Source organism: Pseudomonas sp. PS01298 (assembly GCF_029959745.1).
Lineage (GTDB): Bacteria > Pseudomonadota > Gammaproteobacteria > Pseudomonadales > Pseudomonadaceae > Aquipseudomonas > Aquipseudomonas aylmerensis.
Genome location: NZ_JASCPP010000004.1, coordinates 126,085 through 142,163 on the forward strand (window position 1 = coordinate 126,085; position 16,079 = coordinate 142,163).

14 protein-coding genes are annotated in these 16,079 nt (G+C 63.3%); 9 read left to right on the forward strand and 5 right to left on the reverse strand.

Features of this window, described 5'->3' with window-relative positions:
* Window positions 1–5: 5 nt before the first annotated feature.
* Entirely contained in the window at window positions 6–1,328 is a 1,323-nt protein-coding gene (locus QMX97_RS03445; RefSeq protein WP_065905801.1) for an MFS transporter, read from the reverse strand.
* Between the two features lie 192 nt (window positions 1,329–1,520).
* On the opposite strand from QMX97_RS03445, the gene QMX97_RS03450 reads away from it, so the two are divergent.
* The 6 genes from QMX97_RS03450 (at window position 1,521) to QMX97_RS03475 (ending at window position 8,817) form a co-directional block, all read left to right on the forward strand.
* A complete protein-coding gene (locus tag QMX97_RS03450; RefSeq protein ID WP_282396017.1) occupies window positions 1,521–3,257 on the forward strand; it encodes an IlvD/Edd family dehydratase in 1,737 nt (578 codons plus the stop codon).
* 47 nt (window positions 3,258–3,304) lie between these two features.
* Window positions 3,305–4,027, forward strand: coding sequence for a FadR/GntR family transcriptional regulator (locus QMX97_RS03455; protein ID WP_065905797.1), 723 nt, complete (start codon window positions 3,305–3,307; stop codon window positions 4,025–4,027).
* Window positions 4,028–4,286: 259 nt separating this feature from the next.
* Window positions 4,287–5,657 carry an MFS transporter gene (locus tag QMX97_RS03460; protein WP_106804411.1) on the forward strand — a complete coding sequence of 457 codons (1,371 nt, stop codon included), beginning with the start codon at window positions 4,287–4,289 and terminating at the stop codon, window positions 5,655–5,657.
* Between the two features lie 32 nt (window positions 5,658–5,689).
* Complete coding sequence (locus QMX97_RS03465; protein WP_106804412.1) at window positions 5,690–6,679, forward strand: LysR family transcriptional regulator; 990 nt, start codon at window positions 5,690–5,692, stop codon at window positions 6,677–6,679.
* Window positions 6,660–8,078: an aspartate ammonia-lyase gene (locus QMX97_RS03470; protein ID WP_282396020.1), complete on the forward strand. Its 1,419-nt coding sequence runs from the start codon at window positions 6,660–6,662 to the stop codon at window positions 8,076–8,078. The genes QMX97_RS03465 and QMX97_RS03470 overlap by 20 nt, the downstream gene beginning before the upstream one ends.
* 61 nt (window positions 8,079–8,139) lie before the next feature.
* Window positions 8,140–8,817, forward strand: coding sequence for an SOS response-associated peptidase family protein (locus tag QMX97_RS03475; RefSeq protein WP_282396022.1), 678 nt, complete (start codon window positions 8,140–8,142; stop codon window positions 8,815–8,817).
* A 10-nt stretch (window positions 8,818–8,827) separates the two neighbouring features.
* Here QMX97_RS03475 and QMX97_RS03480 read toward each other — a convergent pair whose 3' ends face one another.
* Window positions 8,828–9,919 (reverse strand): NADH:flavin oxidoreductase/NADH oxidase, encoded by a 1,092-nt coding sequence (locus QMX97_RS03480; RefSeq protein ID WP_201144010.1) that lies wholly within the window; start codon window positions 9,917–9,919, stop codon window positions 8,828–8,830.
* A 78-nt stretch (window positions 9,920–9,997) separates the two neighbouring features.
* Between QMX97_RS03480 and QMX97_RS03485 the strand changes: the two genes are divergently transcribed.
* On the forward strand, window positions 9,998–10,309 hold the full coding sequence (locus QMX97_RS03485; protein ID WP_120448182.1) for a helix-turn-helix domain-containing protein: 312 nt from the start codon (window positions 9,998–10,000) through the stop codon (window positions 10,307–10,309).
* Window positions 10,310–10,316: 7 nt separating this feature from the next.
* Here QMX97_RS03485 and QMX97_RS03490 read toward each other — a convergent pair whose 3' ends face one another.
* Genes QMX97_RS03490 through QMX97_RS03500 form a run of 3 tightly spaced genes read right to left on the reverse strand, consistent with a single transcriptional unit; the run spans window position 10,317 to window position 12,714 of the window.
* Window positions 10,317–10,775: a metallophosphoesterase family protein gene (locus QMX97_RS03490; RefSeq protein ID WP_282396025.1), complete on the reverse strand. Its 459-nt coding sequence runs from the start codon at window positions 10,773–10,775 to the stop codon at window positions 10,317–10,319.
* Window positions 10,772–11,824 (reverse strand): GGDEF domain-containing protein, encoded by a 1,053-nt coding sequence (locus tag QMX97_RS03495; RefSeq protein ID WP_106804416.1) that lies wholly within the window; start codon window positions 11,822–11,824, stop codon window positions 10,772–10,774. Before QMX97_RS03495 ends, QMX97_RS03490 begins: the two co-directional genes overlap by 4 nt.
* A 26-nt stretch (window positions 11,825–11,850) precedes the next feature.
* Window positions 11,851–12,714 carry a hypothetical protein gene (locus QMX97_RS03500; protein ID WP_282396027.1) on the reverse strand — a complete coding sequence of 288 codons (864 nt, stop codon included), beginning with the start codon at window positions 12,712–12,714 and terminating at the stop codon, window positions 11,851–11,853.
* A 358-nt stretch (window positions 12,715–13,072) separates the two neighbouring features.
* Here QMX97_RS03500 and QMX97_RS03505 point away from each other — a divergent pair, with 358 nt between their 5' ends.
* Complete coding sequence (locus tag QMX97_RS03505) at window positions 13,073–13,963, forward strand: bestrophin family ion channel (RefSeq protein ID WP_065905778.1); 891 nt, start codon at window positions 13,073–13,075, stop codon at window positions 13,961–13,963.
* A 145-nt stretch (window positions 13,964–14,108) separates the two neighbouring features.
* Window positions 14,109–16,052, forward strand: a complete 1,944-nt coding sequence (locus QMX97_RS03510) for a methyl-accepting chemotaxis protein (RefSeq protein WP_120448178.1) — start codon at window positions 14,109–14,111, stop codon at window positions 16,050–16,052.
* Window positions 16,053–16,079: the final 27 nt, after the last annotated feature.

Below are 16,079 nucleotides of genomic sequence, written 5' to 3' on the forward strand. Positions count from 1 at the left end.
CTCGATTAAGTACGTGTGGCGCCACGCGCACTGGCGGCAAACTGGTCGGCGGGCAGCGCATGCTTGCGCTCCAGCACGCGGTAGACCACGCCGGTCAAGACCAGCCCGAACACCATCACCGCAGACAAGAAATACAGGCCCGACGCCAGGTTGCCGGTGTACTCCTTGAGCGCGCCGATCACGAATGGGCCGATGTAGCCGCCGAGGTTGCCCACGGAGTTGATCAAGGCGATCCCCGCCGCTGCACTCGCGCCGGCGAAGAAGCGCCCCGGCAAGGTCCAGAACACCGCCGTGCAGGAAAACAGCGCGAATGCCGCCAGGCTCAGCGCCGCCATTTGCAGCACCGGCGCACTCAGCCAGGCGCTGCAGAACAAACCGATGGCACCGAGCACGTAGAGCACCGCCAGGTGGCCGTAGCGGTCGTTCAGGCGGTCGGAACTGCGCGGGATGATCAGCAGGCCGATGATCCCGAAAATGTACGGCACCGCCGAGATGAAACCGGTGACCAGGTCGCTGCCGCCGAACTGCTTGATCAGGGTCGGCAGCCACAGGCCCAGGCCATAGATGCTCAGGGTCACCGGCAGGTAGAACAGCGCCAGCAGCAACACGCGTTTGTCCTTGAGCGCGTGCAGCGGGTTGCCATGGCGGGTCTGGCCATAGGCTTGCAGGTCCTTGGCCAGTTCACCGGTGAGCCAGGTTTTTTCGTCCTCGCTCATCCACTTGACCTGCTGGGGGCCGTCCGGCAAGTAGCGCAACACCGGCCAGGTGAGCAGGATCGCCGGGGTGCCGATCACTATGAACAGCCACTGCCAGCCGTGCAGGCCGAGGATGCCGTCCATGCCCAGCAGGCCGCCGGACACCGGGCCGGTGATCATCATCGCAATCGGCTGGGACAGGATGAACAGCCCGAGGATCTTGCCGCGATGGCGCACCGGGAACCACTGGGTGATGTAGTACAGCACGCCCGGAAAGAACCCCGCCTCCGCCGCGCCGAGCAGGAAACGCATCACATAGAAACTGTGCGGGCCTTGCACGAACGCCATGCCGATGGTGATTGCGCCCCAGGTGATCATGATCCGTGCGAACCAGCGCCGCGCACCGAAGCGGTCGAGCATCAGGTTGCTGGGAATCTCGAACAGGAAGTAGCCAATGAAGAACAACCCCGCGCCCAGGCCATAGGCGGCGTCACCGATGCCGACGTCGGCGCCCATGTGCAACTTGGCGAAGCCCACGGCGGAACGGTCCACATAGGCGATCAGGTACAGCAGGATCAGGAAGGGAATCAGTTTCAGCGTGATGCGCCGAATAAGCCGCAGCTCCTGGCTCATGGGGGTCGATCTCCGATTGTTGTTTTTATAGAAGCTCGGGGGACGCCTCTCGCGAAAATCCGCCAGGGCCATACCTCAGTTGGACCGACTATATAGTATGACTATTTGCAAAACAACACTTCCAAAGCCGAGTCTTTGCGCTTATGTTTAAGCCAGCTTAGAACATATAGTCATACAATAAGAGAATCGATCATGCCTGACAAAAAGCCCGGCCTACGCTCTGCCCAGTGGTTTGGTACCGCCGACAAAAACGGCTTCATGTACCGCAGCTGGATGAAGAACCAAGGCATCGCCGACCATCAGTTCCATGGCAAGCCGATCATTGGCATCTGCAACACCTGGTCGGAGCTGACGCCGTGCAACGCGCACTTCCGCCAGATCGCCGAGCACGTCAAACGCGGCGTGATCGAGGCCGGTGGCTTCCCGGTGGAATTCCCGGTGTTCTCCAACGGCGAATCGAACCTGCGCCCCACGGCCATGCTCACCCGCAACCTGGCGAGCATGGACGTGGAGGAGGCGATTCGCGGCAACCCCATCGACGGCGTGGTGCTGCTGACCGGCTGCGACAAGACCACCCCCGCCCTGCTGATGGGCGCCGCCAGCTGCGACGTGCCGGCCATCGTGGTCACCGGCGGGCCGATGCTCAACGGCAAGCACAAGGGCCAGGACATCGGCTCGGGCACGGTGGTGTGGCAGCTCAGCGAACAGGTCAAGGCCGGCACCATTACCCTGGATGATTTCCTCGCAGCCGAGGGCGGCATGTCGCGGTCGGCGGGCACCTGCAACACCATGGGCACCGCGTCGACCATGGCCTGCATGGCCGAGGCGCTGGGCACGTCGCTGCCGCACAACGCGGCGATTCCGGCGGTGGATGCGCGCCGCTATGTGCTGGCGCATATGTCCGGCATGCGCGCGGTGGAGATGGTGCGCGAAGACTTGAAGCTGTCGAAGATCCTCACCAAGGCAGCGTTTGAAAACGCCATTCGCGTCAACGCGGCCATCGGCGGCTCGACCAACGCGGTGATCCACCTCAAGGCCATCGCCGGGCGCATCGGCGTCGAGCTTGACCTGGATGACTGGACCCGCATGGGCCGGGGCGTGCCGACCATCGTCGACCTGCAGCCGTCCGGGCGGTTCCTGATGGAGGAGTTCTACTACGCCGGCGGCCTGCCCGCGGTGCTGCGCCGCCTGGGCGAAGCCAACCTGATCCCGCACCCGAACGCGCTGACCGTCAACGGCAAGTCCCTCGGTGAGAACACCAAGGACTCGCCGATCTACGGCCAGGACGAAGTGATCCGCACCCTCGACAACCCGATCCGCGCGGACGGTGGCATCTGCGTGCTGCGCGGCAACCTGGCGCCCCTCGGTGCAGTGCTCAAGCCGTCGGCGGCAAGCCTCAAGCTGATGCAGCACAGGGGGCGCGCGGTGGTGTTCGAGAACTTCGACATGTACAAGGCGCGCATCAACGACCCGGAGCTGGAGGTGGATGCCAACTCGATCCTGGTCATGAAAAACTGCGGGCCCAAGGGTTATCCGGGCATGGCCGAGGTCGGCAACATGGGCCTGCCGGCCAAGCTGCTGGCCCAGGGCGTGACCGACATGGTGCGGATTTCCGATGCGCGCATGAGCGGCACCGCCTACGGCACGGTGGTGTTGCACGTTGCGCCGGAAGCCGCTGCCGGCGGGCCGCTGGCCACGGTGCAGGAAGGCGACTGGATCGAACTCGACTGCGCCAACGGCCGCCTGCACCTGGACATCCCCGATGCCGAGCTGGCGGCGCGCATGGCGGACCTGGCGCCGCCGCAGAATCTCATCGTCGGCGGCTATCGCCAGCTGTACATCGACCATGTGCTGCAGGCTGACCAGGGTTGCGACTTTGACTTCCTGGTGGGCTGCCGAGGTGCGGAAGTCCCCCGGCATTCCCACTAATTGGGATGCTATGATGCCGCCTATTTAGCCAGAGCATCTTCCCAGTTATGGATCACCAGCCGTCCAAGCCGCGCAAGAGCATGCATGCCCAGATCGTCCAGGACTTGGGCATGCACATCGTTTCCGGTCGCTTCAAGCCCGAAGAACGGCTGCCCATGGAAGCCACGCTTTGCGAGGAATACAAGGTCAGCCGGTCGGTCTTGCGTGAGGCGACCCGCGTGCTCAGCGCCAAGGGCCTGGTGTACTCCAAGCCACGGGTCGGCGCAGTGGTGCGGCCGCGGCTGAAATGGCACCTGCTCGACCCGGACGTGCTGTCCTGGCTGATGCAGACCACGCCGCACAGTGAGTTCTTCAACACCCTGGCGGGCGTGCGGCGCATTCTCGAACCGGAAATCGCCGCCATGGCCGCGACCACCGCCACCGCTGAAGACATCGCCACCATCGAAAAAGCCTACCGGGGCATGGAAACCGCGCAGACCCACGAACAGCTGCTGCAGGCTGACCTGGACTTCCACCGCGCCATCGCCGACGCCACCCGCAACGACCTGCTTGCCTACATGTGCAACATGCTCTCGCTGCCGCTGCGCGAGTCGATCAACATCACCAACCGTCGCCCGGATATCCAGGGCCTGAGCCTGCCTCGGCACAAGGCGATTCTCACCGCGATCCAGAACCGCGACGCACTTGGCGCGCGGCATGCCTCGCTGGTGCAACTGGATGACACCCGTGTGGCGCTGGACACGGTCATGAATGTGCTGACCCCGCTTTAACCCCCCTCTCCGGATACCGCGCGCGCCCCAACGAGGGCGCGAGCGATCTGCGCCCTTTTTACCTGGCCAAAAGCTCCCCGCTCGACCGCGCCGCCAACGCCGCGCAGGCCAGAGTTTCAAGAATCCCGGCGCCCAGTATCAGCTATCTTGATACTCATCAAGCGTCTGCTGATTTCGTGAAGTGACCGCCCTAGACTCCTGCTCAACCGATGCCCAGGCACCGGATCCCACACCTATAAAAATGCAAGGGGAGAGACGAATGAGTGGTCAAGTAGCGTTCGAAGACCTTCCGCTGAGCCGCTTCCATATCCGAACGGTGTTCAGCGGCACAGGCGGTCAGTTCAGTGACGGGTTCGTGCTGGGTATCATCGGCATCGCCGTGAGCATGGCGGCGGGGCCGCTGCAGTTGACGGCGCTCTGGATGGGCTTGCTCGGCGCCGCCTCGCTGGCGGGGCTGTTCCTGGGCAGCCTGTGCGCCGGGCCGATCGCCGACAGGTTTGGCCGACGCACGATTTTCGCCTGGGACATGCTGCTGTTCGCGGTGATTTCTGCTTCGCAGTTCTTCGTCACGTCTCCCGAGCAATTGCTCGCGCTGCGCCTGTTGCTCGGCCTGGTGCTGGGGTTCGACTATGTCGTGAGCAAGTCCCTGGTCACCGAGTTCGCCCCCCGCCGCTACCGTGGACGCTTGCTCAGCGTCCTGGCGGCGGCCTGGGCGGCGGGTTATGTGGCGGCCTACCTGGTCGGGTTTGCGATCCGCGATATCGGCCCGGATGCCTGGCGCCTGATGCTTGCCCTCAGTGGTGTCCCCGCCTTGCTGATCCTGCCGCTGCGCCTGGGCGTGCCGGAATCGCCCATCTGGCTGATGGCGCGTGGGCGCAGCGAGGAAGCCCTGGCGATTGTGCGCAGCAAGTTCGGGCCACACGTCTACCTGCCCGCTCCGGCTGCCCAGGCCAACACGCGCGGACAACAGAGCCGCTGGGGCGAGTTGTTCAGCCGACGCTGGCGCAAGAACACCCTGGTCGGTTGCGTGTTCTACACCTGCCAGGTGATTCCGTTCTTCGCCCTGGGCACCTTCGCCCCCAAGGTGCTGGAAGCACTGAATGTGCAGGACAAATTTGCCGGCGGCCTGGTCTACAACGTGCTGTTGCTGGTCGGTGCCCTGCTCGGCCTGCTGGTGATCGACCGCCTGTCGCGCCGGGTCTTCCTGGTCGGGACTTTCTACCTCAGCGCAGCCGGCCTGGCGGTACTTGCCTACGCCGGCTTCGGCCCACTGGGCACCATCCTCGCCTTCGGCTTTTTTGCCTGCGTGATGGCGGCCGCGGTGAACCTGGAATTTGTCTACCCGCCGGAATTGTTCCCCACCCACCTGCGCGCCTCGGGGATCGGCCTGGCCGTGGCCGCCAGCCGCTTCGGCTCGGCGGTGGCGACCTTCCTGCTGCCCGTCGCGGTGCAGCAAGTCGGGGTGCACGCGGCGCTGGGAGTGTGCGTCGGCGTGCTGGTCGTCGGCGGCGTGTTCTGCCATTTGTTTGCACCGGAAACCAGCAAGGAAGACTTGTCGGGCGTCACGCCCGATACCGACCCAGGGTTATCGCCGGCGCTGTCCACACCCGTGGGGCGTACGCCGAAGTAACCGTTGAAGCGCGTCAGCGAGCGAGGATGAAGATGTCAGCGAACAGGCTTATCGACATGTATGCGGTCCAGGTGTTCATCGCGGTGGCCGAGGAAGGCAGCATGTCGGGCGCTGCAACGCGCATGGGCATTTCCCAGTCCGGGGTGTCGCAGATGGTGCGCCAGCTGGAAGACGAACTGGGCGTGGTGCTGGTCGACCGCACCACCCGCCCGCTGGCCCTGACTGCGTTCGGCGTGGCCTTGCGCAATCGCGGTTCGGTGTTGAGCGAGGAGTTGTCCCACCTCAAGGCCCAGGTGATCGACGCCGGGCGCGGCGTCAATCCGGACCTGCGCATCGGCCTGGTGGACTCCTTCGCCGCCACCTGCGGTTCGGTGTTCACCCGGCAATTGCTGGGCAAGGTGGCGCAGCTGTCGATTCGCACCGGGCTCAGCCCGCAGCAAGGCGAGTCCCTGCTGCGCCGCGACCTCGACCTGATCGTCACCAGCGACCCGCTGATGGACGCCAACGACGTGATTCGCTACCGGCTGTTTTCAGAGAAGTACTTTGTGATCACGCCCAACCAGCTGCGCAGCGAGATCAACTCGATCGAGGATGTGCGCGCGCTGGCCAACGTACTGCCGGTGGTGCGCTTCAACCGCATGTCCCAGGTGGGCCTGCAGATCGAGCGGCACCTGCGCAGCCTGAATGTGCGGGTACCCAACCGCCTGGAACTGGATAACGCCGATGCGTTGACCTCGATGGTCGCCGAGGGCATCGGCTGGGCGGTCACCAGCCCGATGTGTTTTCTGCAGGCCGCTTCGTGGGTGGACAAAGTGACCGCGCACCTCACCCCGGACCTGCACCTGGAGCGCTCGCTGTACCTGGTGGCGCGACGTGATGAATACAGCGCCTTTTTCGCCGATGCCTGCGAAACGGCGCGCAATGTGATCCTCCATTCCTTCCTGCCCAGGCTCAAGGCCCTGGGCACAGGGGTGGAGGCGTTAATTCAAATAGAAGAGGGTGATGCTCGTGAGTACTTTTGATGCTGCCGCTGCACGACTGGAAACCGATTACGTCGGTGAGGTGCACATTCCCGCCGGCAAGTTGTATGGGGTCAACTCGGTACGCGGGTTCGATAACCTCAGCGTGTCACCGTTGACCATCGCCCACTACACGGCGTTTCGCGACGCCTTCGCTCAGTGCAAGTGGGCAGCCGCCCTGGCCAATCGCGGCTGCGGCGTTATCGCCCAGCCGCAGTGCGAGGCGATTGTGCAGGCCTGTGGCGAAGTGATCGCCGGCCGCTGCGATGACTCGCTGATCGTCGATCTGCTGGAAGGCTCCGGCGGCACCTCCACCAACATGAACTTCAACGAAGTCATCGCCAATCGCGCGCAGCAGTTGCTGGGGCACGCGGCGGGCTCTTACGAGGTGGTGCACCCCAACGACCACGTCAATGCCTCGCAATCGACCAATGATGTCTACCCGGCGGCCCTGAAGATCGCCACCCACGCGATGCTCGGGCCGCTGATCGATGAAGTGGCCCAGTTGGCCGCCCGCTTCGACCAGAAAGCCGAGCAATTTGCCGATGTCCTGCACCTGGGCCGCACCTGCCTGCAGGACGCCCAGCCGATGCGCCTGGGCCAGCTGTTTTCCGGGTATGCCGCCCTCACCCATCGCCTCGGTGCGGAGCTGGCGGGCGTGCGCGAAAAACTGCGGACCCTGCCTCTGGGCGGCACCGCCATTGGCACCGGGTTCGGCGCGCCGGCGGCGTATCGCGCATCGGTCTATCAGCATCTGGTGCAGATCACGGGCATTGAGTACCAGGCCCCGGAGAATACCTTCGATGCCATGCAGAACATGGATGTGTTTTCGCGAGTCTCCGCCGAACTGCGCACGTGCTCGGCATCCCTGGCCAAGATCGCTTCGGACCTGACTCTGCTGTCGTCCGGGCCGGTGGGCGGGATCGGCGAATTGAAGCTGCCCGAAGCCCAGGCCGGTTCCTCGATCATGCCCGGCAAGGTCAACCCGGTACTGCCGATGGCAATGATCCAACTGAGCTTTGCAGTGATCGGCAACGATGCGGCGGTGGCGCAGGCGGTGCAGGCGGGCCAGTTGGAGATCAACCACTATGAGCCGCTGGTGGCGTCCCGCGTGTTCGACAGCATTGCGCTGCTGACCCAGGGCATCCAGCGGTTTCGCGAAAAGTGCATCAACGGGATCACCGCCGATACGTCGCGCAACGAGCAGCACCTGACCGCGTCGATGGCCGTCGCCACCGCCTTGGTGCCGCAGCTGGGCTACGCCCGTGTCAGCCAGCTGGCACGCCAATCGGTGGCACAGGGGCGTTCACTGCTGTCGATCCTGGAAGCGTCCGGGCTGATGAGCCAGGCCGAGGCCATGGCCGCAATCGAGCGCTCCTCGCGGCCGGTGTTCGAGGGCTGACACCCGTTGGGCCGTTACACCGTCAGCGTCTACGCTCAAGGCTTAGCCGGAGGGTTCAGCCATGTGCGGACGATTGACGCAGTACCGGGGCATTCATGACTTTGTCGCGGCCTTGAGCATGCCCAATGCCTGGGTCGATAACGCAGGCGACCAGGCGCGCTACAACGTCGCGCCGTCGACGCCGGTTGCGCTGTTGCACCTGGAGCAGGATGTGCTGCACGCCGATCGGGTGCGCTGGGGCTGGCGCCCGCATTGGGCCAGGGACCGTGCGGCGCCCATCAATGCCCGCGTGGAAAAAGTCGCCCAGGGGGCTTTCTTCCGCGCGATCTGGCCGCACCGCGCCATTGTGCCGGTAGACAACTGGTTTGAATGGGTGGACGAAGGCGGCCCGAAAAAGCAGCCCTACCTGATCCGTCGCCGGGACGGCGCGCCGGTGTTGTGCGCCGCCATCGGCCAACTGCCCGACGCCGATGAAGGCGCGGGCGAGCACGACGGGTTTGTGATCATCACCGCCGACAGCGCCGGCGGCATGGTCGATATTCACGACCGGCGGCCGGTGGTGCTCAATCCGGCACTGGCGCGTGAATGGCTCGACCCGGCAACGCCGCTAGCGCGTGCCGAGCAGTTGCTGTTGTTCCAGGGCGAACCCAGCGAAGTGTTTGAATGGTTCAAGGTCGGCACTGCGGTGGGCAATACACGCAACGACGGGCCCGGCTTGATTGAGCCCGTCGCCAGCTAGGCGGTTCGCCTCAGCGATAGCGTTCCAGCCAATGCGCGTAAGGCGCAGGCAAGGTCCAGGACGACTTCTCTACGCCCAGTTCCTTGGCGGCAAAGTAGGCCCAATGGGGATCAGCCAGGTGTGCTCGGCCGACCGACACCAGGTCCAGTTGGCCGGCCTGCAATGCGCCGTCTGCCAGTTGCGGGGTGCCAAAGCCCCAGGCCGAGGTCACCGGGATACCGGCTTCGCGGCGGACGCGCTCGGCAATCGGGCCCATGAACGCAGGCCCCCACGGGATGTTGGCGTCAGGGGTCGAGAAGCCCACGCTGACGCTCAGCAGGTCCAGGCCACCGGCCTTGAAACGACGGGCCAGTTCGATGGACTCGGTGAGGGTCTGTTCGTCACGGCCGTCGTATTCGATCACGCCGAAACGCGCGGTCAGCGGCAGGTTTTCCGGCCAGACTTCACGCACCGCCGCGAGGGTTTCCAGGAGGAAACGGCTGCGGTTGTCGAAGCTGCCACCGTAGGCGTCGGTACGCTGGTTGGAGTGCTCGGAGAAGAAGCTCTGGCCCAGGTAGCCGTGGGCGAAGTGCAGTTCGATCCATTCAAAGCCGGCGTCACGGGCACGGCGCGCGGCGTCGACGAAGTCCTGGCGCACCCGGGCGATGTCGTCCAGGGTCATGGCGCGTGGGACTTGGGGCAGGTTGGCACCGAACGCGATGGCCGACGGCGCGATGGTTTCCCAGCTGCGGGCATCGGAAGCCGGGATGTGGTCATCGCCTTCCCATGGGCGGTTGGCGCTGGCCTTGCGGCCGGCGTGGCCGATCTGGATGCCCGGCACGGAACCGGCGGCCTTGATGGCCTTGACCATCGGCACGAAAGCCTCGGCGTGGGCGTCGCTCCACAGGCCGGCGCAGCCGGGGGTGATGCGGCCTTCCGGCGCGACTGCCGTGGCTTCGACTACCAGTAGGCCGGCACCGCCACGGGCCATGCTGGCCAGGTGCACGTGGTGCCAGTCATTGACGATGCCGTCTTCGGCCATGTACTGGCACATCGGCGGAATGGCGATGCGATTGCGCAGGGTGACGTCTTTGAGGGTGTAGGGTTCGAACAAGGCGGACATGGGGGACTCCAGGAGCGAGTGAGTGATTCGATAGTTCGATGGTAATCGAACTATGGTATTCGATGATACCCCCCTGTTATGCTTCGTTTCATGCGAGCCTTTAAACACCCCACCCTTGAAGACCTGACACTCGAGCGCCTGCTCTACGCGCTGAGTGATCCGGTGCGCCTGGAAATCGTGCGGTGCCTGGCCAGTGTGCCGGAGGCTACCTGCGGTGAATTGGACGGCGGGCGGCCGAAGTCGAGCATGTCCCATCACTTTCGCGTGTTGCGCGACGCAGGCCTGGTGCAGACCCGCAGCGTCGGCACCACCCACATGAACTCACTGCGCGGGGATGTGCTGGAAAGCCGCTTCCCCGGCCTGCTTGAGTGCATCCTCGCGCAGCGTTAAGCACCGGTCACTCCAGCAAGGCAATCAACCGCGGCTCGATGGCCGCCGCCCCGATCTCCAGCACCGCCACCGTCACCGGCAACTTGAACCGCCGTCGCCCGGCACTGCCCGGATTCACATACAGCGTTGTGTCACGCCATTCGATCAACGGCTTGTGCGAGTGGCCGGTGATCACCAGCCGCGTGTGGGCCTCGAGCAACGCGGGGACGTCGGCGATGTCATGCACCACCAGCGTCTGCCAGCCCAGCAAGTCGATAACCAGATGGTCGGGCACCTGCGCCGCCCACGCTGCGTCCTGGTCATTGTTGCCGCGCACCCCATGAACCGGCGCGATGCGCGCCAGTTGCGCGAGAATTTCGGGGCTGCCGATATCACCGGCATGGATGATCTGCCCGCATCCCTGCAACGCCGCCACGGCTTCAGGGCGCAACAGGCCGTGGGTATCGGAAATCACGCCAACTTTCATGGAACCTCCTGGGGGTTGGACAGCCATGATGCGCGGCAAACAGGCATGCCATCCAGGTGCACGCAGTCTTTGCCATTGCGTTTGGAGGCATACAGATTGTGGTCGGCGCACTTGAGCACCGCCGACAGATCGGCGCCGGCGGTAAAGCGCGTCATGCCCGCACTGCACGTGTAGTCATGGGGCGGCGCGACACTTTCGCGAATGGCCTGCAGCAGGCGCAGGGCATATTCGGTGGCGATATAAGGATCATCGCCGACCAGCAAGACGCCAAACTCCTCGCCGCCAATCCTGCCAAAACTGTGGCTGCCACGGGTGGATTTCAGGCAGGTGGCCATCGCGCAGAGGATCCGGTCGCCCACGTCATGGCCGAACTGGTCATTCTTCAACTTGAAACTGTCGATATCCAACATCATGAAGTAACCGGTCTCACCGGCTGCCAGCACTTTGGCGAAACTCTCCATAAAGGCGCGTCGGTTCAACAGAGACGTCAGGTAATCGGTGTGTGCGAGTTCGCGAAACTCACTCTCGACCAGCAGCACCGAACGCAGATTATTCAAGTATGAGTAGCTCAGGATGAAGCCAACAGACACGGATGACAGGCAAAAAATCAACAGGTAAATCTCGATGCCCGCGTACAACCCCACGGGCACAGTGGGCCAGATCACGATCCAGACCAAGGCTGCGCACGTCAGAAAGTCCTGGGCCGTGATAAACAGTATGGCGCTGCTGAGCACCAGGGTCAGTGCCAGCGGCAAGGCAAATACTTGCAGCTCAAGGTTGGCGCGCATCACATAGGCAAAGCCAACGCTCAGCAACACCATGTAGGCAACGCCGAGCAGTCGCCACAAGTAAAAATTGGACACCACGCTGTGAAGCCTGCAGACCACCAGCAGGCACAGCGTGATCAGCAGTTTATCCAGGCCGAACGTCACCAGTGGGTCAGCCATCAACACGCCCAGCCAGGCGATAACGCCGATGACTTCGGCCTGTGAGATCGCCGGTGACAGTAGCCTTTGCATCCGTGGCCGCAGCTTCAAATTAGCCGGCATCCTTTCATTCCCTGTGCATGAATTGCCTATAGGCCAGCAGCCTGGTCCGATTGCAGGCTGTGCAGGCTGATCGCGAATGAATAAGCCATAAAACGTCGGACCAACACGACAAACGGCGGCAGCACTTCAAGCTGGGTCTTGGAATGAATCTTAAAGTAGCCCCTGTCCGCCCCTTCACGAACCAAACGAATGACATGCGTCTTGGACACCGACAATTGCTCGGCCAATGAAAGATAGGAAGAAGAGCGAAAACCGGCCCCGGTCTTGTCCAGCGCACACGCGTCGTTATAGATAGCCAACATCAACAGGTGCCCGGCATCCCGATTAACCAGCCAATAACATTCAGGCAGGAGTTGATCGAGGGTCACGTTAGCCTCGAACATTCTCGCAAATCCCTTGAAATAAACCGCCAGGAACGCGCGGTCATCCAACTCGCCCAGTTGTTGAATCAGGCTGTTTTGCGGGTACAGCATGGCCAATGGCTCAACGACGCACGCGAGCATCGACCTGACCTCCCGGCATGCCTGGGACGACGGGCTGAAGACCCGCAGACGGCTGTCGTCCGGATGACCCGCTACCTTCATGAACCCCAGCGCCCTGAACAGCAGGAATATTGATTCCAAGCCATTGCGCGAACAAAACCCGCGCGCCACGCACAGCGCCTTGACTTTGGAGAGTAACGGCACCGCCTGCGAAAAATAGGCGCTCAGTAGCGCAAAAGACACCATCAAGCGGTTGAACTTCAACGCCGTCTTGTAAAAAAACGGTCGCTTTGAATAGGGTTCGAGCAACAAGGCGTAATGCGTGCGAATGCACACCTCAAACTCGACATGACTTTCAACCACGCGCGCCGAATCATCCAGCGCCAACTTCAACGAACGACTGCACATGAGAAAGAGCCCTGATCAAACAACCTGAATTCACTGATTTCAATTGCAGACTTTCTGCAACCAGGTCTCACAACAACTCACGACAGAATAGATACCAGTAATGGCGTTTTGCCTTGGTCGCAATTTATCCTGAATGAAGTACCGGACCGCGTTCCTACCAAAATTGTTCCAACCGCTGGAGGGGGTGGACAACTCTTGTGACATTTACCCAAAAGGCGATAGCACGCTCGAAAACCACGGCCAGGCAGGCCGAATCAGCCCAAGCCGACTTAAACGTTTCAGTCCCCGCGCGAACCTTACCCCCCTGCCGGCGTCCGAGCTAAGGCACTGTTGCCGACCGCCGCCGCGAGGTTCCCGTTTGAAAGCCGCCATCATCAAAAAGTACCGCCTGATCATCAAGACCATGGGCTACGTGGGCTGGGCCCTGTTCTGGCTGTTGCTGTGGGACGTTGCCGTCACCGTGGACTTCATGCTGTTCCTGACCACCAAGATCAACCTGCCGCTGATGCCGCTGACGTTGCTGGGTTCGGCGCTGGTGGTGCTGATCAGTTTTCGTAACAGCAGCGCCTACAACCGCTGGTGGGAAGCCCGCACGTTGTGGGGGGCGATGGTCAACAATTCGCGCAGTTTCGCCCGCCAGGTGCTGACCCTGCTCGATGACCCCGACGGCGAAGTGAACCCGGTCAAGGCCACGCTGTTGCGTCGCCATGTGGCTTACGTGAACTGCCTGGCCGCGCACCTCAAGGGCGAGCCGTGCCCTGAAGAAGTGCGCGCGTTTATCCCGTCCGAAGAGTTCGCGCGCAACGGCGCCACCAACAATTTTGCCAATGACATCCTGACCGGCTCGGCGGCGCTGCTGGCCAGGGAATACAAGACCGGGCACCTGGACAGCATCCGCCTGGCGCGGCTGGAATCGACCCTGGTGGACTTGTCCAACGCCCAGGGCGGCATGGAACGGATCGCCAACACGCCCCTGCCCTACCCCTACGTGTATTTTCCGCGCCTGTTTATCTCGCTGTTCTGCCTGATCGTGCCGGTGGGCCTGGTCGAATCCCTGGGCTGGTTCACGCCGCTGGCCTCCACGGTGGTGGGCTTCATGCTGCTGGCCATCGAGCGCATCGGCACCGACCTGCAAAGCCCGTTCAACTCCAGCGAGCACCAGATCCAGATGGAAACCATCTGCGAAACCATCGAGAAAAACCTGCAGTCCATGCAGCGTGATGCGCTGGGTGGCGACCGGATCGGTTGACCGCCCACTTCGGCCTCAAGTGCGTGCCCGCGCAGTCGATATACAGGGGGTACGCATGGGCAGCACCTCCCCGATAACAACACATGCGACGCTCGACGCTACTGTTTTCCCCTTGCCAAAACTATAAATACCCGCGGGTGAAGTCATGAATATCAAGCAGAAGCTGACCTGGGCCTTTGCGGCCATCGCGTGCCTGCCGGTCATCCTGGTGGCCGTCCTGGTGGTGCTGAATGTGCGCGAGGGGGCCCTGGCCAATTTCCTCGACAGCAGCGGCCGCGAGATCCGCCAGATCGACAATGGCATGCAGCAGTTCTTCGATGGCATCAGCCAGAACGTCGATTATGTGGCCAAGGACCCGCGCGTTGTCGCGGCCAAGGACCTCAAGAACTACGCCGGCGCCGACGCCGCGCAAATCCCCCTCACCCCCACGAACAAAGACCTGCTGGATATTTTCGACCAGTTCGCCAAAAGCCATCCCAGCACCGCCTACCTGTCCCTGGGCCTGAGCGACGGCGGCTACGCCAGCTGGCCGGACGACACCAAACTGAACAACTACGACCCGCGCGTGCGCCCCTGGTACAAGGCGGCCATCGCCGCGCCGGGCAAAACCGTGCGCACCGGTGCGTATTACTGGGCGCCGGACGACGTGGTATTGATCGGCACCGTGCACACCGTGGCCGACGCCACCGGCAACATCCTCGGCGTGGTCGGCCTGGACGTGTCGCTCAAGCAGCTCACCGAACTGGTGCGCAACATCAAGCTGGGCGACAGCGGCTATCTGATGCTGGTGGAAGCCAACGGCAACGTGCTGGTGGACCCCAGCGACGCCAAGCATAACTTCAAGCCCCTCGCCGATCTCGGCGCCAACTACGCCGAACTGGCCAAGCGCGGCGACGGCGTGACCCAGGTCGACATCGATGGCGTGGCCTACATGGCCAACGTGGTCAGCTCCAAGGACCTGGGCTGGCGCTTCATTGGCCTGATCAAGCGCGACGAAGTGATGGCCGGTGCGACGAGCCTCACGTGGTTGATCGCTGCGATTGCGGCAGCACTCGCCGTGGTCTTCGCGATTGTCGGCGCCAGCTTTGCCAGCGTGATCGTGCGCCCGATTCGCGGGGTCGCCAACGGCCTGCAGGAGATCGCCGAAGGCGAAGGCGACCTGACACGCCAGCTCACGGTGCAGGGCAAGGACGAAACCGCCACCCTGGCGGGCTGGTTCAACCAGTTCCTGGGCATGATCGCGCAGTTGGTGCAGCGTATCGGCAATGCCTCCTCCGACCTGCAGACCGCCGCCGCCGACACCAGCGAAGTCGCGCACAACATGAACCAGGCCGCCGGCCGTCAACGCGAAGCGGTGGAACTGGTCAGCACCGCCTTCAACGAGATGGTGGCCACCGCCAACGAAGTCGCCCGCTCCTGCAGCGCCGCCGCCACCAGCGCCGATGAAGGCTATCGCGACGTGCACGACGGCCAGCAGCATATCGGCGAAGCGACCGGCAGCGTGCTCAAGCTCAGCGAAGACCTGCAGCGCTCGACCCAGACCATGCAGCAGCTGGAGCAGGACAGCAAAAACATCAACACCATCCTCGACACCATTCGCTCGATTGCCGAACAGACCAACCTGCTGGCGCTCAACGCCGCGATTGAAGCCGCGCGCGCCGGTGACCAGGGCCGTGGTTTCGCGGTGGTTGCCGACGAAGTGCGGGCCCTGGCACGGCGCACCGCCGACTCCACCGGCGAGATCGACAGCCTGTTGGGCAACCTCGCCCGCCGCACCCAGGAAGTCACCCAGCAGATGCAAGGCAGCCTGCTGGTGTCGCACACCAGCGTGGAGCGCATCCAGCAGGCGCGCGACAGCTTCGACAAGATCCGTGGCTCTGTGGATTCGATCCGCGACCAGAACACCCAGATCGCCACCGCCGCCGAGGAACAGCACCAGGTCGCGGAGGAGATCAACCGGCACATCGCGCAGATCCACGCCGATGCGCAGTTGGTCGAAGGCTTTGCGCATTCGGCGCAGACCGGTTCGGGTCGCCTGACCGATATTTCCGGCCAGCTCAAGGGCCTGGTGGGACGCTTCAAGTTCTGACCGGCCATGCGCGGCAATCGCCTGCAG